The following is a 25,732-nucleotide window of genomic DNA, read 5'->3' as shown; positions in this document are numbered from 1 at the left end:
TTTTGTGTTTTAAACCCTCATAGGGTTTGGTTTTTAATTCTCAAAATTTTTTATATATTTCTGTCGCCATTCTTGTTAATCCAAATAGTGTGAGTCGGTGCTTCTCGCTGGCTCACACTATTTGGATTAACCCACCGCAAACTCAGTATCAGCACGTACCCTAACAGGTTGAAAGCCTAAAACTATATCTTCCCTTGGTACTCCTAAATTCATTAACTCGTAGGCAATACCACCTTCAGTACCATCATATTGAATCCAAATCTTTCCATCTTTAATATCTAGATGTAACAAGCATCCGTAATCCCTTATGTTATTTCGTTTCCAACCCACATAAACAAGTTGGTAATGATCACGTTCTACATCAAAAATAGTCTGAGCCTCAACTTCCTTTGACGATTTCATGGAACGAGAAGCTCTTGCTTGCATTAACTGTTGAATATATTGCCTATAAACAGCTACTTTATCCATTGTTCAATACTCTCCTTATCTAAGTCATAAACTAAAAGATTAAGTTGACTACGTTGTATAACTCTATCAATGAAGGTCAACTTAAAAAAAGTTTGATAGACAAAATCAGGTACAGCTAAATATAGAACCCTTTCTGGCTCTATATCTTCTAAAGCATATCGATAATCTAAAAATTGTCCATGGGCTAAGTGAAAGTCAGAAATTCTTGAGGGACTAATAAAACTTTTAACCTCGACTGCAATTTTATCATTTCCTCTATCAGCACCGATAATCTGTTCAGCCCCTATATCTATATACATTTCAACTCCTCCTACACGTAGTTCATAGGGATCATGAGTTATTTCCCATCCATCTTTTTGGAGTGCACGTTTAACTAGATCGTGATACAAATCTTTCGCCATAATTATTTGTTTTTGCCGTTCCTACATATTTTTTGAACTATTTTATGCATTTAATACCTGTCAGAATAATTTCCCAAAACCATAAGGTTAAGTCCCTGCGGGGCTTAACCTTATGGTTTTGGGTTTGTAATTAATGGCGATCGCGATAATCCTTAACATAACTTTGCTTGACATTGTATATAGGTATAAGGTCTAGGATTCAGTGATTAAGTTGCGTGAGTAAATGCCGATGACTAGTCACTTAGCTACCCGTCTACGCGAAGGTACACAAAAATCTCATACTGCTGCCGAGAATACTGCATTTATGAAATGCTTTCTCAAGGGTATTGTGGAAATTGTACCGTTTAGAAAATTATTGGCTAATCTCTATCTTGTTTACAGTACCCTCGAAGCAGAACTAAAGCGCCATGCTGAGCATCCAATTGTCGGGAAGATGTATTTTCCCGAAATCGATCGCCAGTCAAATTTGGAACAAGATTTAGCTTTTTATTATGGTGATGATTGGCGATCGCAGATCGTCCCTCTCAAAGCAGGACAAGTTTATGTTGAGCGCTTAATCGAACTTTCCAATACTGATCCCGCCTGTTTAATAGCCCATTCCTACACGCGCTATATGGGCGATCTGTCGGGTGGACAAGCCTTGAAACATATTATTCGTTCGGCTTTGGATTTACCAAGCGATCGCGGCACAACTTTCTATGAATTTGAGCAATTGCCGACCATTGAGGCAAAAAAAGAATTTAAAGAGAAGTATCGTCATGCCCTAGATTCTTTGGTCTTAGATGAAGCCACAATTTTGAGAATTGTGGAAGAGGCAAATTATGCTTTTACACTCAATCGGAATGTGGTGGATGAGTTAGAAGCTGATGTTAGAGCCGTACTCGATCCCCATGTTTTTGACCTGCTCACCAAGCAGGATCGGGCAGGTAGTACTGAGCGTCACCATAGCCACGCAGCATAGAAATCATGAGAATAAACAGCACAAGGCGCTGTTTATTCTCACCCCTTAAATTTAGGAAGTGAATGAATGCATACAGCAACACAGACAGTTAAATTTGATATTAATCTTTTACATAAATATAATCAGCCCGTACCCAGATATACCAGCTATCCACCTGCAACTGAATTAAACGAAAGCTTTCAGAAAATTGATTTTCGGGGGGCGATCGCGGCTGGGAATTTACAGAAAACACCTTTATCGCTCTATGCTCACATTCCCTTTTGTGATGCACCCTGTTATTTTTGTGGATGCAATACGGTAATTAGCTCTCGCAAGGAAATTGCGGAACCTTATTTAGGTTATTTAATTCGTCATATTGAACAGGTGGCATCCACAGTTGATCGTGATCGCCTAGTCCAACAAATGCACTGGGGTGGCGGCACTCCTAATTATTTCTCCTTTGATCAAGTAGAGAGATTATGGCAAAGTTTGCAATCGCAGTTTACTTTTGCGGCGGATGCAGAAATTTCTATTGAAGTGAATCCTCGATCGCTGACTAAGGAATATTTGCAAGGTTTAAGAAATCTTGGATTTAATCGCATTAGCTTCGGCATTCAGGATTTTAATCCCAAGGTTCAAGAAGCAGTTAATCGTATTCAACCTGAAGAAATGCTATTTCAGGGAATGGAATGGATGCGTGAAGTTGGCTTTGAAGGTGTAAACGTTGACCTCATCTATGGATTGCCCTATCAAACCCTAGAGACATTTCGCGAAACCCTTGCCAAAACGATCGCCCTTAATCCTGATCGCATTGCTGTATTTAATTTCGCCTATGTGCCTTGGCTGAAGCCATTACAGAAGAAGAAAATTGATCCTGCAACTTTGCCTTCACCAGAAGAGAAGTTACAAATCATGCAGACGACCATTGAAACCTTAACCAAGCATGGTTATGTGTTTATCGGTATGGATCACTTCGCCAAGCCTAATGATGAATTGGCGATCGCTCAGCGTGAAGGTAATTTACATCGTAATTTCCAAGGATATACCACCAAGCCCGAATCTGACCTCTTAGGTTTTGGCATGACCTCGATCAGTATGCTGCAAAATGTCTATACCCAAAACCATAAGGGTTTACAGGACTTTTATAAGGCGATCGATGCGGGCGAATTACCAATTGAGCGCGGTGTTACTCTCAATGCCGATGACATTTTGCGTCGTTCCGTAATTATGGAACTGATGTGTCAATTTGAACTCTCGCAGCAAGAGATTGAAGCGAAATATCACTTAACCTGCGATCGCGATTTTGGCAAATATTTTGCACCAGAACGCTTGCAATTGCGACAACTACAGTCAGATGGCTTGATTGAGTTAGAAAAAGATCACATTGAGGTCACGCCTGCGGGACGCTTGCTGATCCGCAATATTGCCTCAGTGTTTGATGCCTATCTGAAAAAGAACGATCTTGACAAATTCTCAAGGTCAGTCTAGATAAGAAACCATTTAAGAATTGTCTAGATCCCCCCCAGCCCCCCTTTAAAGGGGGGAGAATTATCTTCTTCCCCTTTTATAAGGGGGATTGAGGGGGATCTCTGAGAGTCTTTGACCATAGAAAGTAATTCTTCAATGGCTTCCAAGGTTGCGGTCTAAAAAATCTAAAGAAACTTTGGAGGTTGACATGACACCACAACTGAATATCATGGGCTATCTGAATCGCTCTGAGGTAAATGGACCTGGTTGTCGTGCTGTGGTCTGGGTACAGGGTTGCTGGCGTGAATGTCCTGACTGCTTTAATCCAGCCTCTTGGTCTTTAGCAGTTAATCAACTCGTGTCAGTAGAGGAACTCGCCGAACGCATTCTCAGCGAACCCGCCAATCAAGGAGTCACCTTTTCTGGAGGTGAGCCATTTTTACAGGCTCCTGCCTTAGCCGCCCTAGCCAAGCAGGTCAAAGCCGCAGGACTGAATGTTATGTCGTTTACGGGATACACATTAGCGGAACTGCGATCGCCTAGCGCCCCAGAGGGAGCCGAGGATCTTCTCGACCAACTGGATATTTTGATTGATGGTCCCTATATTGCGGCTCTTGCCATTCACGCTCCCGATTCTCCTGTTTCGTCGCGCAATCAGCGTTTGCATGTCTTTAATCCCGCTTTTGCCGACAAAATTGATTGGGCAAGCGATCAAACCGAAATTCATATTCTTAAGGATGGTACTCGTGTTTTTACTGGATTTCGCGGACAAATGGACTTCGATATGGTTTCTTAAATTCGCTGTTTGAGCAAAGCACAATCTCACAAATACATTGTTTCTATAAATTCATGCTTTCTACTTTGACTAAACCGATCGCTTGTTGGCAACAGGAATATAACACTGGTAACTCACAGGTCGATGGACAGCATCAACAACTATTTGAGATTGTTAATGCCCTCCATGATGCTGTTGTCGCAAGACAAAATATTTATACAATCCAAGAGCTTCTAGAAGCCCTAGCGAATCACACCATCGAGCATTTTCAAACGGAAGAGGCTTTGATGATGGCGGTAAATTATCCTGATTACGATCGCCACAAACATACGCACGATTACCTCTTGTCCAAGGTAGATCGGCTACTGTTAAAGTTTCGCGATCGTAATACCGAAGCAGTAACAACAGAACTTACTCAATTTCTCACTGAATGGTTGACTCACCATATCAAGGGTGAAGACCAAAAGATGATTCAGTTTTTCCAAAATCAATAGATCCCCCCCAGCCCCCCCTTGTAAAGGGGGGAGAATTATCTTCTTCCCCCTTTACAAGGGGGATTGAGGGGGATCGCACACCTCAAATTTTATAAAAACATTTATAACTAAATTACTACTATGGTTTCAATTCAATCTAGACCCGAACCCGAACTTCTCCGTGAAGGTATCAAAGTTCCTGTTAAAGAAACTCTCTTAACTCCCAGATTCTATACTACCGACTATGACAAGGTTGCGAAGATGGATGTCTCATCGCAACAGGCAGAACTGGAAGCTGTAGTCGAGGAGCTTCGCACCGACTACAATCGCTATCACTACAAACGCAATGATGAGTTTAAGCAGTCTTGGGAACATATTGACGGGGAGACTCGCGCCGCTTTTATTGATTTCCTAGAGCGTTCCTGCACCTCAGAATTTTCTGGATTTCTGCTATTTAAAGAACTATCACGTCAACTCAGCGATCGCAGTCCTCTGTTAGCCGAAGCTTTTAACCTGATGGCAAGGGATGAAGCACGTCATGCAGGATTTTTGAATAAGGCGATGAAGGATTTTAATCTGTCGCTGGACTTGGTGAATATGACAAAAAAGCGCAGCTATACTTTCTTTAAACCAGAATGGGTAATCTATACCGTTTACTTGTCCGAGAAAATTGGCTACTGGCGCTATATTCTCGTGCATTATCATTTGAAGGATCATCCCGAAAATCAGTTCTATCCACTTTTCAAATACTTTGAAAGCTGGTGTCAAGATGAGAACCGTCATGGCGATTTCTTTAAAGTATTGTTGCGATCGCAGCCAGCGCTATGGGGCACATGGAAAGCGAAACTATGGGCACGTTTCTTCCTGTTGACGGTATTTGCTACCCACACAATTACTGTATTTGAACGGGCTGATTTCTATAAATCCATTGGCTTAGATGCTCGCGAATATAATAAGCAAGTAGTGGACTGTTTCATCTAAAATAGTGTAATAGAAAACTAGGTGAAGTCAGTCTTAACAAGCTTTTTGATAGATCGACTATTGCATCACTTTAGATGAAACAGTCCAGTAGTGGTCAATACTAATCACACTGCCATTAGTGCATTTCCTGCGGTACTAGATACCAGTCATCCCGACTTTTTCCCCAGATTGGAGAAATGCGCTGATTACAATTTCAAGCTGATGGAGATTAATGATAGCGATCGCCCTCAGTTTGTGAAGACCTTGCAGAAGTTGCCTTTATTCGTGGCGATTTTCTGGCAGTTGCTGCTGGTGTATTTAGCTAAGCCCATTGATGCTGAGGCTAAGCGCGGCGAAGTTCATTAGTATTTTTGGCAATTAAATAAGAATCACTAGCTCAAGCTCATAGAAATCTCAATAGATTTCTATGAGCTTGAGCTGCATTTATAGGGCGATCGCCTAAATCTTCAATATCTAATCGCTCTACAAAATTTGACGGTTGATCAAAAGAGGGGTTTAGCTAATAATCACTATTTCAGCAAATCAAAAGGAGCTAGGTTCAAGGTGAGCCATCCCCATGTATCGATGAATATGGCGTTACTCATAGAGGTCTTGGTCAATTTGTTGGGCGAGATTGCCGTGATTGGTAGCTCCAACAAAGTTTGCTAGTGGATCGAATGGTGTAGAAGTTGGGTTAGAGAGCTTTTTGGGTTGCAGTGTTTGAATAAATCGTAAAACTATCTGGATCTGCTGCTGGCTAAGTTCACTGATCGCTTCTAAGATTTGTTGGTTTTGGTTTGTGGAATACATAGTGAGTTAATGTATCTATTTTTGTCAGTGTAGCAAATTTTGAATTTTGAATTTTGATGTAGTGTCCTAAAATCATCAGTATCTAATCGCTCTCCAAAACTTGGAAGAAATCGCCAAGCCTCAACAAAATCCGAATGTATATCCAGATCCTCGATTTTTGTTAATGTCATTATTTATTCGCGTCTATAGAGTAGAACTGTAGGGGCAGTGCATTCCCGCAGGAATTTATAAATTTTTAGATGATATTCTTTTGGGAATGCACTGCCCAAAACTTCGCAACGCAGGGACAAATTGTCTGTAAAAGCAGAGAGGGCATAGCATTTGTGGATCGAGATTTCTGTGATGGGTTTTAAAATTGTGGCGCAAATGTTAAGCTCCAACTTATTGCGCTTTCGCAATCGCCTGACGCAGCATCTCAATCACAGTATCAATGCCCTCAAGTTTAGTAGGAAATCGCGCTATAAGTTCTGCGTACTTTAGGGCATTCGACAGCATACTCTCTGGTGGATTCTCAGTTTCTAAAATCTCTTTTAATCTATTGATACCAAGTTCGAGCTCACCAATAGCAGTTTCATGTAACGTCCGAAAAAGTCGTTCATATATAGAGTCGTCAAGAAGATCTAGACTCAATTTTAGTAGTTCAATAGCTTTGTCTTGGTTACCTTGAAGACCCATCACAATACTAAGATTAAACTTTGGCGAAGCATTAGTGGGATCAAGGTCAATCACTTTTAGAAAAGATAAGATCGCTAATTCATATTCTCCTTTGTCAATGTAGATAAGTCCTAAATCATTGTGGAGATAGACATATTTTGGATCGAGATTAATCGCCTGTTGATAGGATGAGATCGCTAATTCATAATTCCCTTGTTCTTGGTAGACAATGCCCAACCCGTGGTGGGGAAAAGCATTTTTTGGGTCGAGGTCGATCGCCTGTTGATAAGATGCGATCGCTAATTCGTACTTCCCTTGAACATAGTAGACATTGCCCAAGCCGTTGTGGGGAGAGGCATATTTTGTATTAAGGCTAATTGCCTGTTGATAGGATGCGATCGCTAATTCATCCTTCCCTTGAGCTTGATATACATTGCCCAAATTGTAGTGGGAAGAGGCAAATTTTGGGTCGAGGTTGATCGCCTGTTGAAAGGATGTGATTGCTAATTCATCCTTTCCTTGGGCTTTGTAGACATTGCCTAAACCATTGTGGGGATAGACATATTTTGGGTCAAGGTCGATCGCCTGTTGATAGGATGCGATCGCTAATTCGTACTCCCCTTGGGCTTTGTAGACATTACCCAAATTGTTGTGGGGATTGGCAAATTTTGGGTCGAGGTTGATCGCCTGTTGATAGGATGCGATCGCTAATTCATATTTTCCTTGAACATAGTAGACATTGCCCAAACCGTTGTGAGGATAGGCAAATTTGGGGTCGAGGTCGCTCGCTTGTTGATAAGATGTGATTGATAATTCGTATTTTCCTTGTGCTTTGTAGATATTGCCCAAACTGTTATGAGGATTGGCAGATTTTTGGTCTATATTGATGGCTCTGTATAGGGCTGCAATTGCTGATTCATATTGGCTTAATAACAGAAGACTAACACCTAATCCGTACCATGCACCTGAATTTTCAGGATTCAATGTAACCGAATTTTGATAAGCACCCTGAGCCTCAGGTGAAGCGATCTCATTGCCATCTTTCCAAGTTAACTGATTACCAATATTTTCAAATTCTTCTGCTAAATCTTTCCGTAAATGTAGTGCAGTTTCAGGAAGTTGTTTTTCTGCTTCAAGATATATCTGAAGACATTCTGAATAGCGTTCCAGTTTATAAAGTAAACGGCCATGTTGTAAAAAGAGAATTACCATGCGTTCAATTTTATGATCGCCATCCACCCAACCCCGTTTTGCCAACTTCTCCAACTCATCCAACAAATCCTTCCGACTATCAGTATCGAAAAAGTAGTAATCCAAATCTTTAGTAAAAATTCGCAAACGCTTTTTACTATCCCCATCAAACCGTACCTGAAAAGCCTCAACAATTCCCAAAAGTTGCTTTTGCCAATCGTGGTTATATTGCCAACTCTCCACAAAAAGCGGCACTGCATAACGCCAGCCAACCTCCACATCTTGCCAAAACTTAAACTGCACCAAATCCAACAACCCATTCGCAATCCGATCCGACTCGAAATAATCTGCCGTATCCGTAAACTCTTGAGTCCACTCACGCAAACGCGGTTCCAAATAAGCCACAGCCCGATCGCTCAACTCTCGCACCATTGGTGACTGCCCCGCCAACCCACAACGCAGATAATCTTGCAAAAAGCTCTCTAGCTTGTCATGCAACCTAATGCCCTTACCCTCCAACAACACAAACGAATGCCTTGCTTTCAGCGATCGCATCTCTGGCTCAAGGTCAGTCACCCCCAGCATCGCCTTTAATAGCTCATTATCAGGACGACGCATCATCGCCATCGCATACACCGCCTTTTGGTCATGCTCATCCAAGCAATACCGCAAAAAGCGATCGCTCGTTGCCCTGACCACCGCCTCACGGGGCGACTCATCATCACGATCCGCCGATGGAGCGCTGAGAATCGTGTCAAGATCAATCCCCTGTTGACGCATCGCCGCAATTTGCTGCACCACAAAGGGAATTCCCAAACTAAACTGCTTCACCGACTCCGCTGCCTTATCGCTCAGAGGTACATTGATCTCAGGATGTGCAAAATATTCACTCACCTGCTCCCAACTAAACTCACTCATCGGGTAAACATAGAGGTTTTCTGAAAACACATCCCGATAGCCCTGAAAATAATCCTGCGATAACCGATAGCTATCTGCCAGATTTGCCCGACCCGCGATCGCCCAAACCACCCGCCGACCCGCCGCCTTAATCACCATTCGCAACACGCGATCACACTCAAGGCGATCGACAATCTCATAGGTATCCAACAAAAGCACCAAGGGTTTCTGAGCAGAAATAGCCTGTAAACCATGCCCCAAAGCCTCAGCCAATTGTCGATGGGGAGTCGCAAAAATCCTGCGTTCCTCCAAGGACAACCGCTTTTTCATCAAACCCACCAAAGCACTCACCGCCCCATCCGCGATCGCCTCGTCCACCGTTCCATCTCCCGCCCCCAGAATCGTTTCTACATAAGGCAATTTCCTCAATGCTCCCAACGACCAACTCAAACCCTTTTTCAAAATCGGCGCATATTCCACCCCCTCTCCCTGCCTTGCTTGCAGTTCCTTATCCACCTTCTCCTCAATTTGCTTCAGCGTTTTCTCCACCTGCCGATATTTCTCAAAAATTCCCTCGCGCCCCTTACTCACCGCCAAATAAATCGTCTCTAACACCGATTCAGGACGAATTGATTCATGTCCCACATTCAGCGATGGATACTCATTCTTTGCCTCTTCCCAATCCAATCGCAACACCTGAAAGCCATCAGGAAACTCTTCCCTAGCCAGATCGCAAAACCGCCGCCCCAGACTCGTTTTTCCCATTCCCCCTTCGCCATAGAGCAGGAAAATATGCGGTGATGTACTGACTACTTCTTTCTTCGCAGGTAAAAGTTTCGCCATCGTAGGCAAGTTCTCCGAGAACCATCGTGAACCAGCATTTGGTTGCAGCGATCGCAATACTTCCCGAAATCTTTTCTGTTCCTCAGTCCTCGCCAAAAAGATTCTTGTCATAGCTTGGCATCCTCCACATCTGTTGCCATTCTAACGAAAACTTTTCAATTAAACAAAAAACTGTGGCGCAGCGTGCGCCACAGTTTTTTGTTTAATTGTGCCCAATCCAACTACTTATAACTGTTAAAATACACCTGTGATTAGAGTAACCGCTCAGGTAAGTAAATCATGATGCAACTCCTCCAAAAACAGGTAACTTTTGCAGAATTTATCGATTGGAAGCCTGACGATGCACGTTATGAATTGCATAATGGAGTAATTATTGAAATGCCACAGCCATTGGGACAGCATGAAAATATTACTGGCTTTACAGCACGGAAAATCACTGTAGAATTTGATCGACTTAACCTCCCTTACTCTATCCCCAAACAAGCATTAGTCAGATCTCTAGGTAGTGAATCAGGTTATATTCCCGATGTCTTGTTGCTGAATTGCCCTAGTTTAATAAACGAGCCACTCTGGGCAACCCAATCAACTGTAACGCAGGGGGATTCAATTCCTTTAGTAATTGAAGTCGTCAGTAATAATTGGCGTGTTGATTATTTAACCAAATTGAGAGATTACGAGGAAATCGGTATTCCTGAATATTGGATTATTGATTATCTCGCCTTAGGTGGGATTCGCTATATTGGTAATCCGAAACAGCCGACAATCTCAATTTATTCGCTAATTAATGGCGAATACCAAGTTAGGCAATTTCGCGAAAATCAACGCATCATTTCACCAACTTTTCCAGAATTGAATTTAACGGCTCAACAAATTTTTCAAGCTGGTGGCTAGTGATGCAATTGGGGCTGAGGCGATCGCATATACATTAAGCCTAAAATCATGTCTATAGCGTCATGCTATACACTTAATGAGTTTGGAGTGCGGATTTTGCTAAACTACTATAGCCTGAAAATTTCTTAATACTATTTTCTCCATAATTTTCCAATGCGTATCTCTCTGAATTGGCTCCGTGAACTTGTAGACTGCGATCTCTCGCCCCAAGAGCTAGATGAAAAACTGACTATGGCAGGCTTTGAAGTCGAGTCAATCGAAGATCGCAGGACATGGGCTGAGGGCGTGGTGGTTGGTCATATCCTCACAGCCGAGCGTCATCCCAACGCTGATAAATTACAGGTATGTAAAGTCGATATTGGCGCACCTGAACCCTTGCAAATCGTCTGTGGTGCGGCAAATGCTAGACAGGGATTGTTTGTGCCTGTAGCCACGATTGGGACTTATTTGCCGACCATTGATTTGAAACTGCGCCCCACTAAGTTACGTGGTGAACGTTCGGAGGGGATGATTTGTTCACTAGCCGAGATTGGGCTAGCCAAAGAATCAAGTGGTATCCATGAATTTCCTGAAGATGTCACAGTTGGCGCAGATGTGCGTCCATTGCTAGGACTAGACGACGCAATCCTTGATGTGACCTCGACGGCAAACCGTGCCGATGCCCTGAGTGTGGTGGGGATCGCCCGTGAAGTCGCTGCTTTGCTAGGCAAAGAGGTGCGGTTACCCCTAGCAACTACAGATTTTCAGCCCAAAGCCGCAAATTGGGTGACTGTAGAAGATCCGAAGTCCTGTCCTGCCTATATCGGTACTTTAATCAAAGGCGTAAAGGTCGCGCCATCTCCTGAATGGTTAAAGCGTCGTGTAGAAGCGGCGGGAATGCGATCGATTAACAATATTGTGGATATCACCAATTACATTCTGTTGGAATGGGGACAGCCTCTCCATGCCTTTGATGCGGATACTTTGGACAAGGATCTGAAGATCGGGGTGCACTTTGCCAAGGCTGGCGAAAAAATTAAAACCCTTGATGATGCCGATCGCACTCTCACCAGTCAAAACTTCCTGATTACGTCGGGCGACAAACCGATCGCGATCGCAGGGGTAATGGGTGGCGCGGAAACTGAGGTTTCTGAAAAAACAACCAATATTGTTTTAGAAGCGGCTCTATTTACGCAGGTTACTACAAGGCGATCGGCACGCGCTCAAGGCTTACGCACTGAAGCCTCGGCTCGCTATGAACGCGGTGTTAATCAGGCGGCGATCGAGTCGGCTTCGGCAAAAGCAATCCAGATGATTACGGAGATGGCTGGCGGTGAAGTTGTGGAACAGAGTATTGTTGATGCACGTTCTAAGGCAATTCGCACCATTGATTTACGCTTGACTAAAGTTTGGCAGGTATTAGGTGAAGTTGATCGCGAAGATGATGATGCCTTAGCTTTACTATCGGAAGCGGAAGTTGAGCAGACTCTCAAGGTTTTATCCTTTGAGCTAGAAAAGCAACCAATCGAAGAAGGTAGCTATGCCACATGGAAAGTCACCGTGCCACCCTATCGCTATGCTGACATCGAGCGCGAAATTGACTTAGTGGAAGAGATTGCGCGGATCTATGGCTATGACAAATTTGTAGAGACTTTACCTGCGAGAACCGAGTTTGGATTCCTCTCCGCCGATCAAGAGGGTGGGCGGATGATTCGGGCTGCCTTCCGTGCGGTGGGCTTAACAGAAGTCATGCATATGTCCCTATGCCCTCCCACTGAATCACATCAGGTGAAAATCAATAATCCTGTCGCGATCGAATATGGCGCTTTGCGTGGCGACTTGCTCACCAATTTGATTGAGGCTTGTGCCTTTAATATCAATCAAGGTAATGGCATTTTGAATGGATTTGAGATTGGGCGCGTATTCTGGCTCGATGAAGCGGGTAGCGATGAAACCGATCGCATTGCAGGCATTTTCGGCGGCGATCCCACTGTGGGCGCATGGCAGCATGATTCCAAACCTTTGAATTTCTATGAAGCCAAAGGTTTGCTCGATTCCGTATTCCACAATCTCTCGGTAACTGTAGAATATCAACCTGATCAAAAGGATGAGCGCCTACACCCTGGACGTACCGCTTCTCTCTGGATTTCTGGTGAACGCCTTGGTACATTCGGACAGTTACATCCCCAGTTACGTGCGGAGAAGGAACTTCCTGATGAAATTTATGCCTTTGAGCTAGATTTCTATACTTTGCTTGATGCGATGATGAAGAAGTCGATTCCTACTTTTCAGTCATTCTCGACCTATCCCAGTAGCGATCGCGATATTGCCTTCTTCGCACCACTTAAGTTCACCGTTGCCGATATTCAGCGATCGATTACCCATGTGGGCGGCGAGTTGCTTGATTCCGTCACTCTCTTTGATCAATACATCGGTAAAGGCGTTCCCGAAGGTTCACGTAGTCTTGCCTTTAGACTAGTTTACCGAGCTAGTGATCGCACGCTTACTGATGCCGATATTAATCCTGTCCATCAAAAGGTACGTGACTTACTCGAAGAGAAATTCCAAGCAACATTGAGAAGTTAGTTTTCTAGGGCTTCGGCTTTCCATCAGTTATACCAAAACACAAAATGGCGTAGCCATTTTGTGTTCTTAAAACCCTTACTGGGTTTGGTTTTTAATTCACGAAAGTGTTGCAACACTTTCGTGAATTGGTATTACAAGTTAAAGTACATCAGTGCCGCACGAATTGTCATAAACCATATTGCGATCGCTGAAAATAGATAGAGATAAAATCTGAGCATAATCAAATTGAATGTGCAATGCACAACACTATGCAATATCCGAAATACAACAAAGATCCATGAAGCGTTGATATATATTGTGTCTACTTGCTTTGTGATAAAAAGATAGAGGACAAAGGCATAAAAAATTATCGGCATCTCGAATAGATTTTTGAAGTTGTCCGATGGATTGGAAACATTTGCAGGGGAAATCTGTGCCAGTGTTGTGCTACTTGCGGCAAAATCTTGAGGGCGAATCTTTTTACTGGTAATAAAGTTGATACGCCGAATATACATATATATCCAGACTAGGAACGTTAAAAACACCATCGCAAAGAATGGGCTAAAAATAGACTCTTGAATAATTGGCATTTCAGGCTGTTGGGGAGACTTCAAGGTTAATATTATGTTGATGGCTTTAAGCTTTCTAGACCTCGATCGAGTACAGTTCACGGAAATCTTGAACTATGACAAGTCCCCTAAAGCTTTTATTTGAAGATATCAATCGGTCTAAGGATAAAAATGATTTGCGATCGCAGGTTGCACCAAAAATTGGTGAGTATTTTTTAGCCAAGAGATCGGCTATCTTTTTCTTCGATCAATTGTCTTTAGAAAATAGAGAACTTCAGAGAATTTTGAAATTGGCTCTATCGGTTGAGCATAATCCCATTGCGCGTTATATTGTCGAACGGCATTCTCCTGCCCATGAAGGTTTAGTTGTAACACCCAAAGTCTGGTCATTAATTTGCCCCCGTCCCGATCATTGGCATGTCATGGCAGGTCCGATTGTCAATAGCGGACAATTAGTGGGTGCAGTCGGTTGCACTCGGGAGAAGGCAATGACTAGCTTTGATACGCAAAATTTAGCTGATTTGAGCGCGATCTGTTTGCATGTATCAGCTTGGATTGCAACGAATACATCTCAGCGTCGATCTCTGAGTAGCGATCGCTTAACGTCTCGCGAGCTACAAATTGCGGAACTGGTTGCTCTTGGTCGAACAAATGCACAAATTGGAATTGAGCTTTGGATTACAGAAAATTCGGTAAAGCAAGCTCTAAAGCGAATGTTCCGTAAGCTTGAGGTTTCATCGCGAGCAGAGATGGTTGGACAACTTTCTACAAAGCAATATTATTGATTTACAGTGTTTTGCCCTTAAACCAGAACCAAGAAATTTTTTAAAAGTGTTGCTTCGCAACACTTTTAAAAAATTTCTTGTGGTTTGTTTGATCGAAAATAGCTGTAAGAATAGTTGTAGAGCTTTGTGCTGCAACTATTCTTGGTGATCTACTTAGATTCATTTGCTGTATTCAGATTAATTAATTGGGCAAGACGATCCACTTCCTCTAATGGGACAGCAGGATATATCGGTAAGTAAAGGATACTACGCATTAACTTAGTTGCAAATGATGACTCCTCAGCCATTGATTTCAAACTAGTTGTTCCTGTGGTCGAGTCAAATCCTGCCTTTCTCAACGTTTGCATTAGCATTTCTGGATTTTCTGTCATCAAAGGAACTACCCAGAACGAATGCAGCATAACCCTATTTCCAAGATTAGAGTTTGTCTTTTTTAATGAATCAAAAAAGAGCATAGCTGACTGCTTGCGGCGATCGTAATAGGTTGTATCAAGATGCTCTAGTCTATGGAGCAAAAGCCTAAGCATCCTATTGGGAGGACGGTATCGCAATTGAATCTGGATATCTCCTTTCCCAAAGCCACGGGTTAGCATACTAATAAAATTATTTGCATCTAATTTCAGTAAATTTAAGCAAGCGATAAGAATCCCAAAGATCGTAGGAGTAGAGAGAACTTTAAGCCCGAAATATTTAAATAATCTTTTCAAGAACCAGAAATCTGTCTTGACAGGATAGATTTGCTCAATATCTCGCATTTTCTGGGCTAAATTAGGATCTTGAACGATAGTTACGGAACCACCTAAAGCAGTACAGGATTTGATTGGACCAAAACTGAAAAGACTGATGTCAGCATGAGGATGTCCCAGATAACGCAACCCATCAAATGCTTGAGCGCAGTCTTCTACCAGCAGGATATTATGGCTCTTGCATATCTCTACATAAGGATCGAGTGGCGCAATCGCTCCAAATAATTGGGCTACGACAAATATCCTGCTTTGATCAGAAATAGAGGCTTTGAGTGATTCTAAAGAGGGTGCAAGTGTCTCTAAGTCAATATCTATGGGAACAGAAATGCAATGATGCTTTTTGACAATCTCTTCCATGTGAGCTATGTTTACGGCGCTCATCATAATTTCGGAGCCAGCAGGTAAGCATAATGCTTGGAGTAGTAGATCAAAGGAAGTTCTAACGCAGAGTGTAACTAGAACTTCCTTGGGTATATGCCAATAGGATTGAATCTGAGTAACTATTTTTGCTCTTTCAGAATAGGAGAAAGAAGAAACTAGGCTTACAATTAAATCCTTAATTGAGATATCTAACTCAATCCGTGGATATATTTTCATGGCGATCGCTCTCAAAAAAGTTGATTTTAAGCTCTGTCCCTCGCCATAGTCGATCAAGGTTGCTGCGATGTCGGTAAATTATGAGAAGACTACCGACACACACCATCAATTTATAAGCGACGGGTGAGTGAGTGCAAAGCATGAGACTTGAGGCGGCGATCGCAGCCAATATAGAACCAATTGATGTCGTTCGCCACATGACTACCGTTGCTAACCAAAAACTAAATGCTCCTAGTCCTACGATCCAATTAAAAGCCAATAGAATTCCTAAACCTGTAGCTACGGATTTACCTCCCTTAAAATCAATCCAACATGAATAACTATGTCCCAAAATCACTAGTAATGCTGCTCCTACTACAAACCATTCATTTTGAGGCAGGATATTTGTCTGGAAGCTATTGAAAAATAGAGAGCTTGAGGTGGGTTTGAGTTCACCAATAGATTGTATGAGCAAGATGGTTGTAGTACCTTTGATTAAATCTATCCCAAACACAAAAATACCTTTATCTTTACCAATTGTGCGCCAAACATTGGCGGCTCCCGTCGAACCAGAACCATGTTCTCTAATATCAAGCCCTACGCTTCGACCCACCAGATAACCTGTTGGTATCGAGCCAATAAAGTAAGCAAGAATCAATAAGCCAAGTTCCATAATTAATCTCGTTAAGAGAGCTTTTGGGATAGTGGTGCGCGGCTTTGCTGCGTATCACTAATCATTCACTAAGCAGGAATTAACCGTAAAGTTTAATAAAATTATTCTTGAAAAACTTTAATTATGGTGTCTAGACTCTGATCGCTTAATAATTATTTATCTTTGTGATGGGACGAATCTTGAAAGGAATCGCTAATTATCTCTGAATTATTTAGAGAGATTAGCTACGGGCTGATCGCTAAATCCTGTTAGAGATTGCTGTGAGAAGTCCCAGAATAGAGTTGACTCACCTTGCGATCGCAAAATCACTTCAGTACCCACTTGTACTTCCCCCACCACCGCACAAACTAAATTTTGAGCCTGAAAAAGCGCTTGCACTGCTTCTACATTTTCAGGACGAATGCTTAATAGAAATCCATAGCTAGGAAAAGCAATCAACCAACGCTCTAAGGGGACATGCTCAGGACAGGGAATCCGATCTAAGTCAAGAATTGCACCACAATTAGAAGTTTCCGTGAGCATTAATAAAGTGCCGATAATCCCACCCATACTGATGTCTTTAGCCGTATCACACAGTTCTGATTTGGCAAGATATGGCAGGATCGATAAATTCTGTCGTAGTCGCTGTGGATCGGCAGTTGTGGCGGCATTCCAGAAGGGGTAATCGGGATGAAACTGCCCACGCATATCGATCGCCGCTAACAAAATATCATTAGGCTGGGCGTTAAAACTGGTGAGCAACTTCTGAGCGCGTCCCAGAATGGCAACAGACAGAGCATTGTAGGGACTACGACAATTTGTATGTCCACCAACAATTGGCACTTGATAAGCAATAGCCGCCGCCTTCATTCCTGCCAATAACTCAGAAATAGAGTCTGGTGATTGACTCCAGAGCGTATCGACAATGGCGATCGGTTCACCCCCCATTGAGTAAATGTCGCTAACATTAACCATCACCGAGCACCAACCTGCAAACCAAGGATCAGTCTCAATTAGTTGCGGTAACATCCCCTCAGCAGCAAGTAACAAATAGCCATCGCGATCGCGAATTGCCGCACAGTCATCACCTAACAGAATTGCATCATTCCATTGTTCACCTAGCCCTCTTGCCGTAATCTGAATATCCTGCTTGTGCAAGATCCCCATAGATGCCCTAAGTTTTGCTGCAAGTGCCGCCAGCATTTAGGAAGCCTCACGGATTTGAGCAGGATAAGTAGGACGAATTTCATCGCTTGGAGGATAGAAGTTAAGATCGGCTTCCATAAAATGATGGGGGCGATCGCAGATGGTCATTTCCTTAAGCGATTCCCAATGCAGACGTTGGAAGAAGCGCACATTCTGGATCTGGACTGTGGCAAAGAAGCGATCGCATCCCCATGTATTTGCCGTTGTCACTGCTTTATAAATCAAGCCTTTGCCAATTTGCCAACCCCTTCGATAGTCTTTGTGCGTGCCTAATCTACCTCCATACCAGATGCCTTTTTCGGTTTCATAAATGCGGACAACACCCACAACTTGTTTATTGACTGGATTAATCGCCACAATCGGATAGGCGATCGCATCAATATCATCGACATCATTCTCTTCAAATACATATTGTTCTTCCACAAAAATGGCTTTGCGAAGCTCGAAATAGGCATCGATTTCTTGTGGTGTAGATGCTAGTTTGAAAATATAAGCGGCAGTCATGATAATTATCCCTAAGTTTAATATTCTGCCCTCACGCCCATTCTCCTACGGGAGAAGAGGCGTGAGGCAAATTCTTATCCCCCTCTCCCTCCTATATACACAAGTCTTGCTATCTGCGTTTTAAGGTTTAGATCCCCCCCAGCCCCCCTTAAAAAGGGGGGAGAATTAAATTCTTCCCCCTTTTTAAGGGGGATTGAGGGGGGATCTATTAGTGAATCATGTTATAGCTGATAACTAATGTGTACAGGTTAGCCTAAAGTGCTAGGAATGAGGGGCTTATTCTTATTCAAAAAGAGAAAGTGCTGAACAAGCGCCACACTTCGCGCAACCTGCTTTGATATCGGCGGAAGACATCTGCGATCGCTTTAGTAATGCACCCACCTGCTCATAAACTGCAAACATAAACTCCGTCGTCGGTGCAGGATGATTGGCTAAGGGCGTACCGCTAATTGGCACAAAGGGAACAACAAAGGGATAAACACCGATGCTAATTAGGCGATCGCAGGTTTCCACCAGAGTTTCTAAACTATCGCCCAACCCAGCTAAGAGATAGGTGCTAACCTGTCCCCAACCAAATACCTTCACGGCAGCAGCAAAGGCTTCAAAATAATAGTCAAGGGGAACGCTTGCTTTGCCAGCCATGATTTTGGCGCGAACTTTGGGGTCAGCGGCTTCCAGATGCATTCCTAAAGTGTCGATACCTGCTGCCTTCATCCGATCAAACCAGATAAAGTCATCGGGAGGTTCGCATTGAGCTTGAATGGGAATATCTACTTTTGCTTTAATTGCTTTAGCGCATTCCGTCAAATAAGCCGCACCGCGATCGCTCGTATTTGGAGTCCCCGTAGTCATCACCATATTTTTGACGCCATCCAAACGCACCGCAGCTTCGGCAACTTCCGCTAATTGAGCAGGAGTTTTGCGAGCGATGGTACGTCCTGCTTCGAGAGACTGCCCGATCGCACAAAACTGACAGGACGTATCCGTATTGTTGTAGCGCATACAGGTCTGTAAAACCGTTGTTGCTAGAACATCGTGGCTGTGCAGCAATGCGATTTTCCAATAGGGGATGCCATCGCTGGTGGTGAGATTATAGAAGTTAGGAGACTTAGGAAATGCAATGGGCGCGATCGCTTCTTTTCCTGATTCTAGGAGCATCTCATTAGTTTCGGCATTAATCTCCACCCTATAGGGAGAGCTAGCTGCTGAACTATTAAAGACGGGAACCATGGCTGTCGTACCATCAATGGCGATCGCCTTATGATCGGAAGGGCCTGCGCCACCTTTGCGACCATTCGCTCCCATTTGATGATCGTTTTGGCGATCAACCAGTTGCAAACCCTTAGTCTGTAATTCCGTAATTAATTGTTTTTTGTTCATGGGGGTAGCCTTTACCAACAAGGGGCTTAAGCCCCTTGGGTCTATAGTTGAGAATCTGCGTAGTCCTTTAGTCCGTTCAATCCGTGATCGCTCATAGGAGGAATTATGACATCACCTCCTTGGGCGATCTGGAATCCTGCAAAAGCCTCAGCATTTAAATGAGCTTGAAGTAAATCTGGACGCGCATAATGCCCAACCGAATCCATCATCCGCTTACGTTTGGTGATCAGCGAGAAATCTAAATCAGCGATCGCCATGCCTTCACCTTCTGTAATCGGTGGACAAAGATGAGTTCCTTCTGGTCCAATAATCGCAGTGTTGCAACCACCGCTTAGAGCCTTTTGGAGTTTCTCATCGCTGGTGATTTGACTGACCTGCTCTGCCGAGAGCCAACCCGTGGCATTAATCACAAAGCAACCAGACTCAAGGGCATGATGGCGGATCGTGACTTCGATTTGGTCAGCAAAAATCTGTCCAACTAGAGATCCCGGAAATTGAGCGCAGTGAATCTGTTCATGCTGAGACATTAGAGCAAACCTTGCTAAAGGATTGTAATGCTCCCAACAAGCCAGAGCGCCGACTTTACCAACCGCACTATCTACTACCTTCAAGCCTGCACCATCACCCTGTCCCCACACCATTCGCTCATGATAGGTCGGTGTGATTTTGCGCCGCTTCAGTAACAGCGACCCATCGGCATCAAAAATTAGCTGTGTGTTATAGAGCGAACCACCATCGCGTTCATTCACACCTAACACAACAACGATGCTATGCGATCGCGCCGCTTGACTGACCGCATCCGTAACAGGACTAGGAACGACAACTGCTTCTTCGTAAAGACGCATGTGTTCTTTTCCCATCATTACGGGCGGCTGTACAAAGGAAAAGTAAGGATAGTAGGGAACGAAGGTTTCAGGAAAAACGATGATCTGAGCGCCTTCTTTCGCAGCATTGGCGATCGCTTGCAGGACTTTCTCGGTCGTACCATCGCGACTGAACAGCACAGGACTGATTTGGACAGCGGCGGCTCTAACTTTGCGTGAATAATCCACGATTTTGTGAAGTCCTTATAGAGTCCAAGTATCGAGAATGAAGGCGTTATCCTTGCGATGCAAAAGAATGATATCCAATACATCCAGAGGGCTAATTGGACGAATACCAGGAATTAGTGATGGTTCACCATGTCCATAGAGAGCTTGCAGGGCAAAGCGACAAGCATATACCTTGCCACCTTCAGACATGAATTTAGAGATTTGGTCATTGAAATTCTGATGTCCAGGGAAAGCTGCATCGCCTAGTTTTGGAAAACCACGCTGTACACCCAGAGTTACCCCAGGACCGTAGAGCAAAATCGAAGTTTCAAAACCTTTGCGAAGCAATCGAGTAGCTTGCAAGAGGTTCACAAAACCGATTGAACCTTCAAAAGCGACAGTATGGAAAGTGACAAGGGCTTTCTCCCCAGGTTCAGCTTTGACATCCTCAAATACTTTCTCTTCATAGTTCACAAAGAAATCGCCAGTCTGGTGAGCAGGAGCAGTTACTTCAGGCATTGTTGTTTCCTTTAAGGTAAATGTTTAAGAAGCTATTAGCTGTTAGCTATTAGCTTTAAAATTTGAAGTTCAAAATGGTTGCAATATCTAAATAATCTGACAGTCAGTAATAAAGCTAAAAGCTAAAAGCCTATACCTAACTAAGAACTTGAAGTCAGATTAGTTTCTATCTGAGGTTCCATTTTGTATCTCTGGTTACGAAAAAGAGAACTCTATCTTTATCGATAGGAAGCTGATCGCTTTCTTTAGGAATTCATCAAAATGCGATTACTTACCTATCGATTTCGATAGGTAGTCATGAACCAAGTAAAAACTCATTAACCACAGTCCAATCACTGACATGGGCAACCTTGCGCCGTGCCATGATGTAATCAGCGAGATAAGTTGCATCTCTGGCAACTCCTGAAAATCGACCCGAACCCCATGTATAGAGCCAAGGTAATCCTAGGAAGTACAAACCTTTGACCTCAGTCACTCCACGATCGTGACCTGGGTAGCCCTTGCCATCAAATACAGGAATCTCGATCCAACTAAAGTCCGATTGAAAGCCCGTACACCAGATCACAGTTGTAATATTCGCCTGAGCCAAATCTAGATCGGGAATATCCATTTCTGGTTGCCAGACGGGTTGATAGGGAGGCTCAAGGGGTGCATCAAGATTATTTTTAGCAATAAAATTGTCAATCGTTTTCTTAATACTCTCGGATACGGCATCAGCACCATCAAGGTTTTGCTTGAGGTCATTGAAAAACTCCAATTTAGCACTAGAGCTATTTCTAGAGATATTTTTCAACCTGCCATGTAGCTGCATTCCTTCGAGAGCAAAACGGCGTAAATCGATTTCTCTACCGCCATCACGTCCAGTTAGATAATGATTAGCTTTAGAACGGACTTTTTCTTTTTGGGGATGCTGATCGATGGAAAGTTCATAATATCCCATTAAATCTAGCCATTCTACTGCGTCCTTACCGCGATAACGACGGGGCGATCGCGGCGCACTACCGACACATAGATGCACTTTGCGCCCAGCTAAATGTAAATCTTCGGCAATTTGGCAGCCCGATTGACCAGTGCCAATTACCAAGACCGCACCTTCGGGAAGAGATTCAGGATTTTTGTACTTTGAGGAATGTACCTGCAAAATATGCTCTGGCAAGCGCTCAGCAATTTTGGGAATCTTCGGCTGATGGTATGCACCTGCGGCGACGACAACCTGATCGGCGGTGTAATCACCAATACTGGTTGTCACTTCAAAAATCCCGCGATCGCCTCGTCGTAAATTCAGAACTTCTACGCCTTCCCGAATCGGAGGATCAAAAGATCGGGCATAATTTTCGATATAGGCAACGATTTCATCTTTTTTGATGAAACCTTCTGGCTCATTACCTTTATAGGGATAGCCGGGAAGCTGGCATTGCCAATTGGGAGTTACCAGACAAAAGGAATCCCATCGCTGCGATCGCCATGCATTCGCAATCTGATTCTTCTCAAAAATAATATGGTCTAAGCCTCTTTCCTTTAAGCAATAGCTTATGGATAGACCAGCCTGACCACCGCCAACAATTACAACGGGATAGTGATTTGTCATTGGCTAACTTCTTAAATCGCTGCTTAGAATGATTTGAGAGTAATTGCTAGCTAAACAGTGATTTTGTATTCCTAACTACGAAATCTTGAAGTCTATCGATAACGCTAGGGATAGAAAACGTACCGAGGATTGTGAGGCGATCGCCAATTAAATTTCTAGCTAAATCAATAGCTCACTTTACGTAGATAGAATTCCTGCGATAGCCGATGTTTGGGGCTGGCACGGGGGCGCAGTCCCTCAAAATATGAATCTTCAGGTAGGGGCAATCCCCCCGTGGTTGTCCTGTTTTGCTATCAACAAGAGGTTTATCATCTGCATTCTGTGTAACATCAGTCAATAGTTTGTAAAACTCTAAAAGTAGAGGTGGCGCGAAGCGCCACCTCTACTTTTAGAGTTTTATGGGGACGCAAAGCGTCCTTTCTAGTTTTGTTCGCGAGATTATACCTAAACAGGCTAGGATACAAATACATCAAGTTAATCAGGAATTTAACAATGGTAGAACGTCCTATCAAGAAAGCAGACCGTCAGCTAAAACCCGAAACAACCGAAACCACACCTAGCGCGAGACAGTCTGACGACTCCGACAAAAAGCGTTCTGGCCGTGATGGTGGTAAGGGCAAGAGAGATAAAAGAGGTGGAAGGGATGAAGAAGTTAAGGCTCCCGTAAATCTCGCTTTAGTCAGGGGACCCAAGCCAACCAAGCCACAACCAGTTGTGGAAGAAGTTATTGCGGAAGTGACTGAAGCACCTGAAGAAAGCGTAACTGAAGAAACGACCGAAGCATAAATCAAACTTTTTCCTCAAAAACTGATGCCATGTGGAATTGTAGATGAGATCTGTTGCTGCTAGCGTGACAGGGCAAGCACGGGGGCATTGCCCCTACCAAACAATATAGATTTTGTAGGGGCTGCGCCCCCGTGCCAGCCCTAGACTTACGCCATCGCAGGAACTTCTTCTGTGTAACATCAGGCAAATAAAAAGCGGCGCATCGCGCCGCTTTTTATTTGCCTGTGAGTAAGCCTTGACTAGGACTAAAAACTAAAGTCAATAAAAATAACAACAGCACCGCTAAAACGATCGCAGGTCCCGAAGGTAAATTTAGATAATAACTGGCATATAAACCGATCGCACTTGCCGTTACCCCTAACCCTGCACCCACAAAAATCATCTGATGCAATTCCTTAACTAATAGATAGGCGGTAATCGCGGGACCCACTAAGAGCGACACCACCAAAACTACGCCCATCGTTTGCATACTGGCAATAATTGTCAAAGTTACACCTGCCATTAACCCTAAATAGATCAGATTAACAGGCAATCCCAAAGCCTTCGCCCCAATGCGATCAAATGTATAAAAAAGTAATTGCTTATAAAACATGGCGATCGCCGCCAGCACAATCACGGTAATAATTCCTGCGCGGATCGTATCGGTTGGCGTAACGCTGAGAATATCGCCAAACAAAAAGCCATGCAGATCAATTTTGATTTTCAGCAAGGAAATTAACAAAATCCCGATCGCAAAAAAACTCGAAGAAGTCAAAGCCATCGCTGCATCAACCTTGACGCGAGTTTGCGATCGCAACCATGCGATTAAAAAGGCACTACCAATTCCTGAAATAAATGCGCCGATCGCTACATCAATTCGCCAAAAAAAGGCGATCGCCATCCCCGGCATCACCGTATGCGTCATCACATCCCCTAGTAACGCCATCCGTTGAACGATCAAGAAGCACCCGATCGCTGGACAAATAATTCCTGCCAAACCACCTGCTATCAGGGCATTTCGCATGAATTCTAGAGCAAGTGGCTCGGTGATCCATTGCCAGATTTGAATAGCCATAAATTTATCAATCCTTTGCTGAGCCAAAAGCAGCGATCCATTTGTTTTGAATTGAGGTTTCGAGGAGACTTTGGACGATCGCTAACCATGCAACATTTTCCAATAACAAGAAGGCGCTTACTAAAGCTAGTTGGACTAAAGGCAAGAGCGTTAGTGTAGGCAAGTCACGATCAATTGCGCCAAAACTACGGATACAGGCAAAGGCTAAAATTGCGCCTGATTTGAGATGGGAGTTGCGATCGCGCCGCACGATATAGCGATAGGTGACGGCAAACAAAAAACCTGAAAAGCCAATCATGCCTAGTTTAATTAGCAATATGAAGGGACTGCTAAGCTCAAAACTGCTGATTAGTTGCACAGGCAGGAAATTCTGCAAAAAGTGATGCAATAGGGCGATCGCAAAAAATGCGAACACACTAGCGATCGCGCCGAGAAATCCCGCTTTAAAAGATTCAATGCGATCGGCTACAGATAAATGCTCTGATTCGGTCGAAATAGGATGAAAAGATTGCACGCTCGTTAACTATATTTGTGGCTACAGCAATCCTACATGAGTTCAGAGGTTACAGAAAATCTTGAAGCTTAACTTTGTGCTTCTAAAGAATCAGCAACTGCTTGCAAATCTGCTAATCCTCGGTTGAGGCGATCGCGCATTGCTTCATCGAGTTTAGGATTTTGTAATGCGACTGCTTGAATTGCTTCTAGCCATTTGGATATTGGTACATGACGCACGGCTTCACGGAGTCCCATGTTTGCCAAGATGCCAAGATAAAAGCCTGTTAAGTCTTGTCCACCATAACCATAGAATCCACTCCATAGTTCTAGTTTTTCGGGGGTGTATTCAAAATACTGCTCGGAGGTGATTGGGGTGCGATCGAGTTGGGGTTGGGGGAGTGGTGGGTTAGTCATATGGAGCCTTCAGAGCCTGCAAGCTGTCATAGCGACATAGCGACTATTCTTGCCGATAACCCAAGCGAACTGACTCATAGGGATTTTATAATTGGTAATGCTGCTATTAGCTT

Annotated in this window: 25 protein-coding genes and 1 pseudogene; 10 read left to right on the top strand and 16 right to left on the bottom strand. The window is 43.5% G+C overall.

Annotation, left to right across the window (positions count from 1 at the left end; all coding sequences use genetic code 11):
- Nucleotides 1-126: 126 nt before the first annotated feature.
- Both ABM313_RS15765 and ABM313_RS15760 read right to left on the bottom strand, forming a co-directional pair.
- Nucleotides 127-468 carry a XisI protein gene (locus ABM313_RS15765; protein WP_434684128.1) on the bottom strand — a complete coding sequence of 114 codons (342 nt, stop codon included), beginning with the start codon at nucleotides 466-468 and terminating at the stop codon, nucleotides 127-129.
- Entirely contained in the window at nucleotides 456-869 is a 414-nt protein-coding gene (locus ABM313_RS15760; protein ID WP_434684127.1) for a XisH family protein, read from the bottom strand. The genes ABM313_RS15765 and ABM313_RS15760 overlap by 13 nt, the downstream gene beginning before the upstream one ends.
- A 229-nt stretch (nucleotides 870-1,098) precedes the next feature.
- Here ABM313_RS15760 and ABM313_RS15755 point away from each other — a divergent pair, with 229 nt between their 5' ends.
- The 6 genes and pseudogenes from ABM313_RS15755 (at nucleotide 1,099) to ABM313_RS15730 (ending at nucleotide 5,850) form a co-directional block, all read left to right on the top strand.
- On the top strand, nucleotides 1,099-1,830 hold the full coding sequence (locus ABM313_RS15755) for a heme oxygenase (biliverdin-producing) (RefSeq protein ID WP_434684126.1): 732 nt from the start codon (nucleotides 1,099-1,101) through the stop codon (nucleotides 1,828-1,830).
- A 66-nt stretch (nucleotides 1,831-1,896) separates the two neighbouring features.
- A complete protein-coding gene (gene hemN / locus ABM313_RS15750; RefSeq protein WP_434684125.1) occupies nucleotides 1,897-3,297 on the top strand; it encodes an oxygen-independent coproporphyrinogen III oxidase in 1,401 nt (466 codons plus the stop codon).
- A 187-nt stretch (nucleotides 3,298-3,484) separates the two neighbouring features.
- Nucleotides 3,485-4,072, top strand: coding sequence for a 4Fe-4S single cluster domain-containing protein (locus ABM313_RS15745; RefSeq protein ID WP_434684124.1), 588 nt, complete (start codon nucleotides 3,485-3,487; stop codon nucleotides 4,070-4,072).
- 53 nt (nucleotides 4,073-4,125) lie between these two features.
- A complete protein-coding gene (locus ABM313_RS15740) occupies nucleotides 4,126-4,545 on the top strand; it encodes a bacteriohemerythrin (protein WP_434684123.1) in 420 nt (139 codons plus the stop codon).
- Between the two features lie 120 nt (nucleotides 4,546-4,665).
- A pseudogene (acsF, locus tag ABM313_RS15735) lies at nucleotides 4,666-5,490 on the top strand (magnesium-protoporphyrin IX monomethyl ester (oxidative) cyclase); the annotation flags it as partial.
- A 105-nt stretch (nucleotides 5,491-5,595) separates the two neighbouring features.
- The gene (locus ABM313_RS15730; RefSeq protein ID WP_434684122.1) at nucleotides 5,596-5,850 is read left to right on the top strand and encodes a hypothetical protein; all 255 of its coding nucleotides are present in this window, start codon (nucleotides 5,596-5,598) and stop codon (nucleotides 5,848-5,850) included.
- 231 nt (nucleotides 5,851-6,081) lie between these two features.
- Here ABM313_RS15730 and ABM313_RS15725 read toward each other — a convergent pair whose 3' ends face one another.
- A complete protein-coding gene (locus ABM313_RS15725) occupies nucleotides 6,082-6,294 on the bottom strand; it encodes a hypothetical protein (RefSeq protein ID WP_434684121.1) in 213 nt (70 codons plus the stop codon).
- 381 nt (nucleotides 6,295-6,675) lie between these two features.
- Entirely contained in the window at nucleotides 6,676-9,990 is a 3,315-nt protein-coding gene (locus tag ABM313_RS15720) for a tetratricopeptide repeat protein (protein WP_434684120.1), read from the bottom strand.
- A 168-nt stretch (nucleotides 9,991-10,158) separates the two neighbouring features.
- On the opposite strand from ABM313_RS15720, the gene ABM313_RS15715 reads away from it, so the two are divergent.
- Together ABM313_RS15715 and pheT are read left to right on the top strand one after the other, a co-directional pair.
- Nucleotides 10,159-10,770 (top strand): Uma2 family endonuclease, encoded by a 612-nt coding sequence (locus ABM313_RS15715; RefSeq protein WP_434684119.1) that lies wholly within the window; start codon nucleotides 10,159-10,161, stop codon nucleotides 10,768-10,770.
- A gap of 153 nt (nucleotides 10,771-10,923) precedes the next feature.
- A complete protein-coding gene (gene pheT / locus ABM313_RS15710; RefSeq protein ID WP_434684118.1) occupies nucleotides 10,924-13,335 on the top strand; it encodes a phenylalanine--tRNA ligase subunit beta in 2,412 nt (803 codons plus the stop codon).
- A 131-nt stretch (nucleotides 13,336-13,466) separates the two neighbouring features.
- Here pheT and ABM313_RS15705 read toward each other — a convergent pair whose 3' ends face one another.
- Complete coding sequence (locus ABM313_RS15705) at nucleotides 13,467-13,928, bottom strand: MAPEG family protein (protein WP_434684117.1); 462 nt, start codon at nucleotides 13,926-13,928, stop codon at nucleotides 13,467-13,469.
- A 71-nt stretch (nucleotides 13,929-13,999) separates the two neighbouring features.
- Here ABM313_RS15705 and ABM313_RS15700 point away from each other — a divergent pair, with 71 nt between their 5' ends.
- Complete coding sequence (locus ABM313_RS15700; RefSeq protein ID WP_434684116.1) at nucleotides 14,000-14,668, top strand: helix-turn-helix domain-containing protein; 669 nt, start codon at nucleotides 14,000-14,002, stop codon at nucleotides 14,666-14,668.
- 149 nt (nucleotides 14,669-14,817) lie between these two features.
- On the opposite strand, the gene ABM313_RS15695 is transcribed toward ABM313_RS15700, so the two are convergent.
- From ABM313_RS15695 to ABM313_RS15660, 8 genes are all read right to left on the bottom strand, one after another.
- Complete coding sequence (locus ABM313_RS15695) at nucleotides 14,818-16,011, bottom strand: DegT/DnrJ/EryC1/StrS family aminotransferase (protein ID WP_434684115.1); 1,194 nt, start codon at nucleotides 16,009-16,011, stop codon at nucleotides 14,818-14,820.
- The gene (gene plsY, locus ABM313_RS15690) at nucleotides 15,989-16,663 is read right to left on the bottom strand and encodes a glycerol-3-phosphate 1-O-acyltransferase PlsY (RefSeq protein WP_434684114.1); all 675 of its coding nucleotides are present in this window, start codon (nucleotides 16,661-16,663) and stop codon (nucleotides 15,989-15,991) included. The genes ABM313_RS15695 and plsY overlap by 23 nt, the downstream gene beginning before the upstream one ends.
- Before the next feature lie 207 nt (nucleotides 16,664-16,870).
- Nucleotides 16,871-17,845, bottom strand: coding sequence for a sll0787 family AIR synthase-like protein (locus ABM313_RS15685; protein ID WP_434684113.1), 975 nt, complete (start codon nucleotides 17,843-17,845; stop codon nucleotides 16,871-16,873).
- Nucleotides 17,846-18,352 (bottom strand): MSMEG_0567/Sll0786 family nitrogen starvation N-acetyltransferase, encoded by a 507-nt coding sequence (locus ABM313_RS15680; RefSeq protein ID WP_434684112.1) that lies wholly within the window; start codon nucleotides 18,350-18,352, stop codon nucleotides 17,846-17,848.
- Between the two features lie 282 nt (nucleotides 18,353-18,634).
- Nucleotides 18,635-19,732, bottom strand: a complete 1,098-nt coding sequence (locus ABM313_RS15675) for an MSMEG_0568 family radical SAM protein (protein WP_434684111.1) — start codon at nucleotides 19,730-19,732, stop codon at nucleotides 18,635-18,637.
- Between the two features lie 41 nt (nucleotides 19,733-19,773).
- Nucleotides 19,774-20,784: a Nit6803 family nitrilase gene (locus tag ABM313_RS15670; protein ID WP_434684110.1), complete on the bottom strand. Its 1,011-nt coding sequence runs from the start codon at nucleotides 20,782-20,784 to the stop codon at nucleotides 19,774-19,776.
- Nucleotides 20,785-20,799: 15 nt separating this feature from the next.
- Nucleotides 20,800-21,282: an MSMEG_0572/Sll0783 family nitrogen starvation response protein gene (locus ABM313_RS15665; protein ID WP_094534132.1), complete on the bottom strand. Its 483-nt coding sequence runs from the start codon at nucleotides 21,280-21,282 to the stop codon at nucleotides 20,800-20,802.
- A 295-nt stretch (nucleotides 21,283-21,577) separates the two neighbouring features.
- Nucleotides 21,578-22,870: an MSMEG_0569 family flavin-dependent oxidoreductase gene (locus ABM313_RS15660; protein ID WP_434684109.1), complete on the bottom strand. Its 1,293-nt coding sequence runs from the start codon at nucleotides 22,868-22,870 to the stop codon at nucleotides 21,578-21,580.
- 492 nt (nucleotides 22,871-23,362) lie between these two features.
- Here ABM313_RS15660 and ABM313_RS15655 point away from each other — a divergent pair, with 492 nt between their 5' ends.
- Nucleotides 23,363-23,656, top strand: a complete 294-nt coding sequence (locus ABM313_RS15655; protein ID WP_281005633.1) for a hypothetical protein — start codon at nucleotides 23,363-23,365, stop codon at nucleotides 23,654-23,656.
- Between the two features lie 214 nt (nucleotides 23,657-23,870).
- Here the strand turns inward: ABM313_RS15655 and ABM313_RS15650 are convergent, their stop codons facing one another.
- The 3 genes from ABM313_RS15650 to ABM313_RS15640 form a co-directional block, all read right to left on the bottom strand.
- Nucleotides 23,871-24,710 (bottom strand): metal ABC transporter permease, encoded by an 840-nt coding sequence (locus ABM313_RS15650; protein WP_434684108.1) that lies wholly within the window; start codon nucleotides 24,708-24,710, stop codon nucleotides 23,871-23,873.
- Between the two features lie 7 nt (nucleotides 24,711-24,717).
- Complete coding sequence (locus ABM313_RS15645; RefSeq protein WP_434684107.1) at nucleotides 24,718-25,224, bottom strand: hypothetical protein; 507 nt, start codon at nucleotides 25,222-25,224, stop codon at nucleotides 24,718-24,720.
- Between the two features lie 68 nt (nucleotides 25,225-25,292).
- A complete protein-coding gene (locus tag ABM313_RS15640; protein WP_434684106.1) occupies nucleotides 25,293-25,619 on the bottom strand; it encodes a hypothetical protein in 327 nt (108 codons plus the stop codon).
- Nucleotides 25,620-25,732 lie beyond the last annotated feature (113 nt).

Source organism: Pseudanabaena minima str. Chao 2107 (genome assembly GCF_051131155.1).
Lineage (GTDB): Bacteria > Cyanobacteriota > Cyanobacteriia > Pseudanabaenales > Pseudanabaenaceae > Pseudanabaena > Pseudanabaena minima.
Note: the sequence above shows the minus strand (reverse complement) of the source record. Positions and strands in the feature narration are given on the sequence as shown.

Excerpts from the sequence above, each read along its gene's own strand:
- ABM313_RS15765 (WP_434684128.1), bottom strand. The coding sequence starts at position 468 with ATGGATAAAGTAGCTGTTTATAGGCAATATATTCAACAGTTAATGCAA.
- ABM313_RS15760 (WP_434684127.1), bottom strand. The coding sequence starts at position 869 with ATGGCGAAAGATTTGTATCACGATCTAGTTAAACGTGCACTCCAAAAA.
- ABM313_RS15755 (WP_434684126.1), top strand. The coding sequence starts at position 1,099 with ATGACTAGTCACTTAGCTACCCGTCTACGCGAAGGTACACAAAAATCT.
- hemN (WP_434684125.1), top strand. The coding sequence starts at position 1,897 with ATGCATACAGCAACACAGACAGTTAAATTTGATATTAATCTTTTACAT.
- ABM313_RS15745 (WP_434684124.1), top strand. The coding sequence starts at position 3,485 with ATGACACCACAACTGAATATCATGGGCTATCTGAATCGCTCTGAGGTA.
- ABM313_RS15740 (WP_434684123.1), top strand. The coding sequence starts at position 4,126 with ATGCTTTCTACTTTGACTAAACCGATCGCTTGTTGGCAACAGGAATAT.
- ABM313_RS15725 (WP_434684121.1), bottom strand. The coding sequence starts at position 6,294 with ATGTATTCCACAAACCAAAACCAACAAATCTTAGAAGCGATCAGTGAA.
- ABM313_RS15720 (WP_434684120.1), bottom strand. The coding sequence starts at position 9,990 with ATGACAAGAATCTTTTTGGCGAGGACTGAGGAACAGAAAAGATTTCGG.
- ABM313_RS15715 (WP_434684119.1), top strand. The coding sequence starts at position 10,159 with ATGATGCAACTCCTCCAAAAACAGGTAACTTTTGCAGAATTTATCGAT.
- pheT (WP_434684118.1), top strand. The coding sequence starts at position 10,924 with ATGCGTATCTCTCTGAATTGGCTCCGTGAACTTGTAGACTGCGATCTC.
- ABM313_RS15700 (WP_434684116.1), top strand. The coding sequence starts at position 14,000 with ATGACAAGTCCCCTAAAGCTTTTATTTGAAGATATCAATCGGTCTAAG.
- ABM313_RS15695 (WP_434684115.1), bottom strand. The coding sequence starts at position 16,011 with ATGAAAATATATCCACGGATTGAGTTAGATATCTCAATTAAGGATTTA.
- plsY (WP_434684114.1), bottom strand. The coding sequence starts at position 16,663 with ATGGAACTTGGCTTATTGATTCTTGCTTACTTTATTGGCTCGATACCA.
- ABM313_RS15685 (WP_434684113.1), bottom strand. The coding sequence starts at position 17,845 with ATGCTGGCGGCACTTGCAGCAAAACTTAGGGCATCTATGGGGATCTTG.
- ABM313_RS15680 (WP_434684112.1), bottom strand. The coding sequence starts at position 18,352 with ATGACTGCCGCTTATATTTTCAAACTAGCATCTACACCACAAGAAATC.
- ABM313_RS15675 (WP_434684111.1), bottom strand. The coding sequence starts at position 19,732 with ATGAACAAAAAACAATTAATTACGGAATTACAGACTAAGGGTTTGCAA.
- ABM313_RS15665 (WP_094534132.1), bottom strand. The coding sequence starts at position 21,282 with ATGCCTGAAGTAACTGCTCCTGCTCACCAGACTGGCGATTTCTTTGTG.
- ABM313_RS15660 (WP_434684109.1), bottom strand. The coding sequence starts at position 22,870 with ATGACAAATCACTATCCCGTTGTAATTGTTGGCGGTGGTCAGGCTGGT.
- ABM313_RS15655 (WP_281005633.1), top strand. The coding sequence starts at position 23,363 with ATGGTAGAACGTCCTATCAAGAAAGCAGACCGTCAGCTAAAACCCGAA.
- ABM313_RS15650 (WP_434684108.1), bottom strand. The coding sequence starts at position 24,710 with ATGGCTATTCAAATCTGGCAATGGATCACCGAGCCACTTGCTCTAGAA.
- ABM313_RS15640 (WP_434684106.1), bottom strand. The coding sequence starts at position 25,619 with ATGACTAACCCACCACTCCCCCAACCCCAACTCGATCGCACCCCAATC.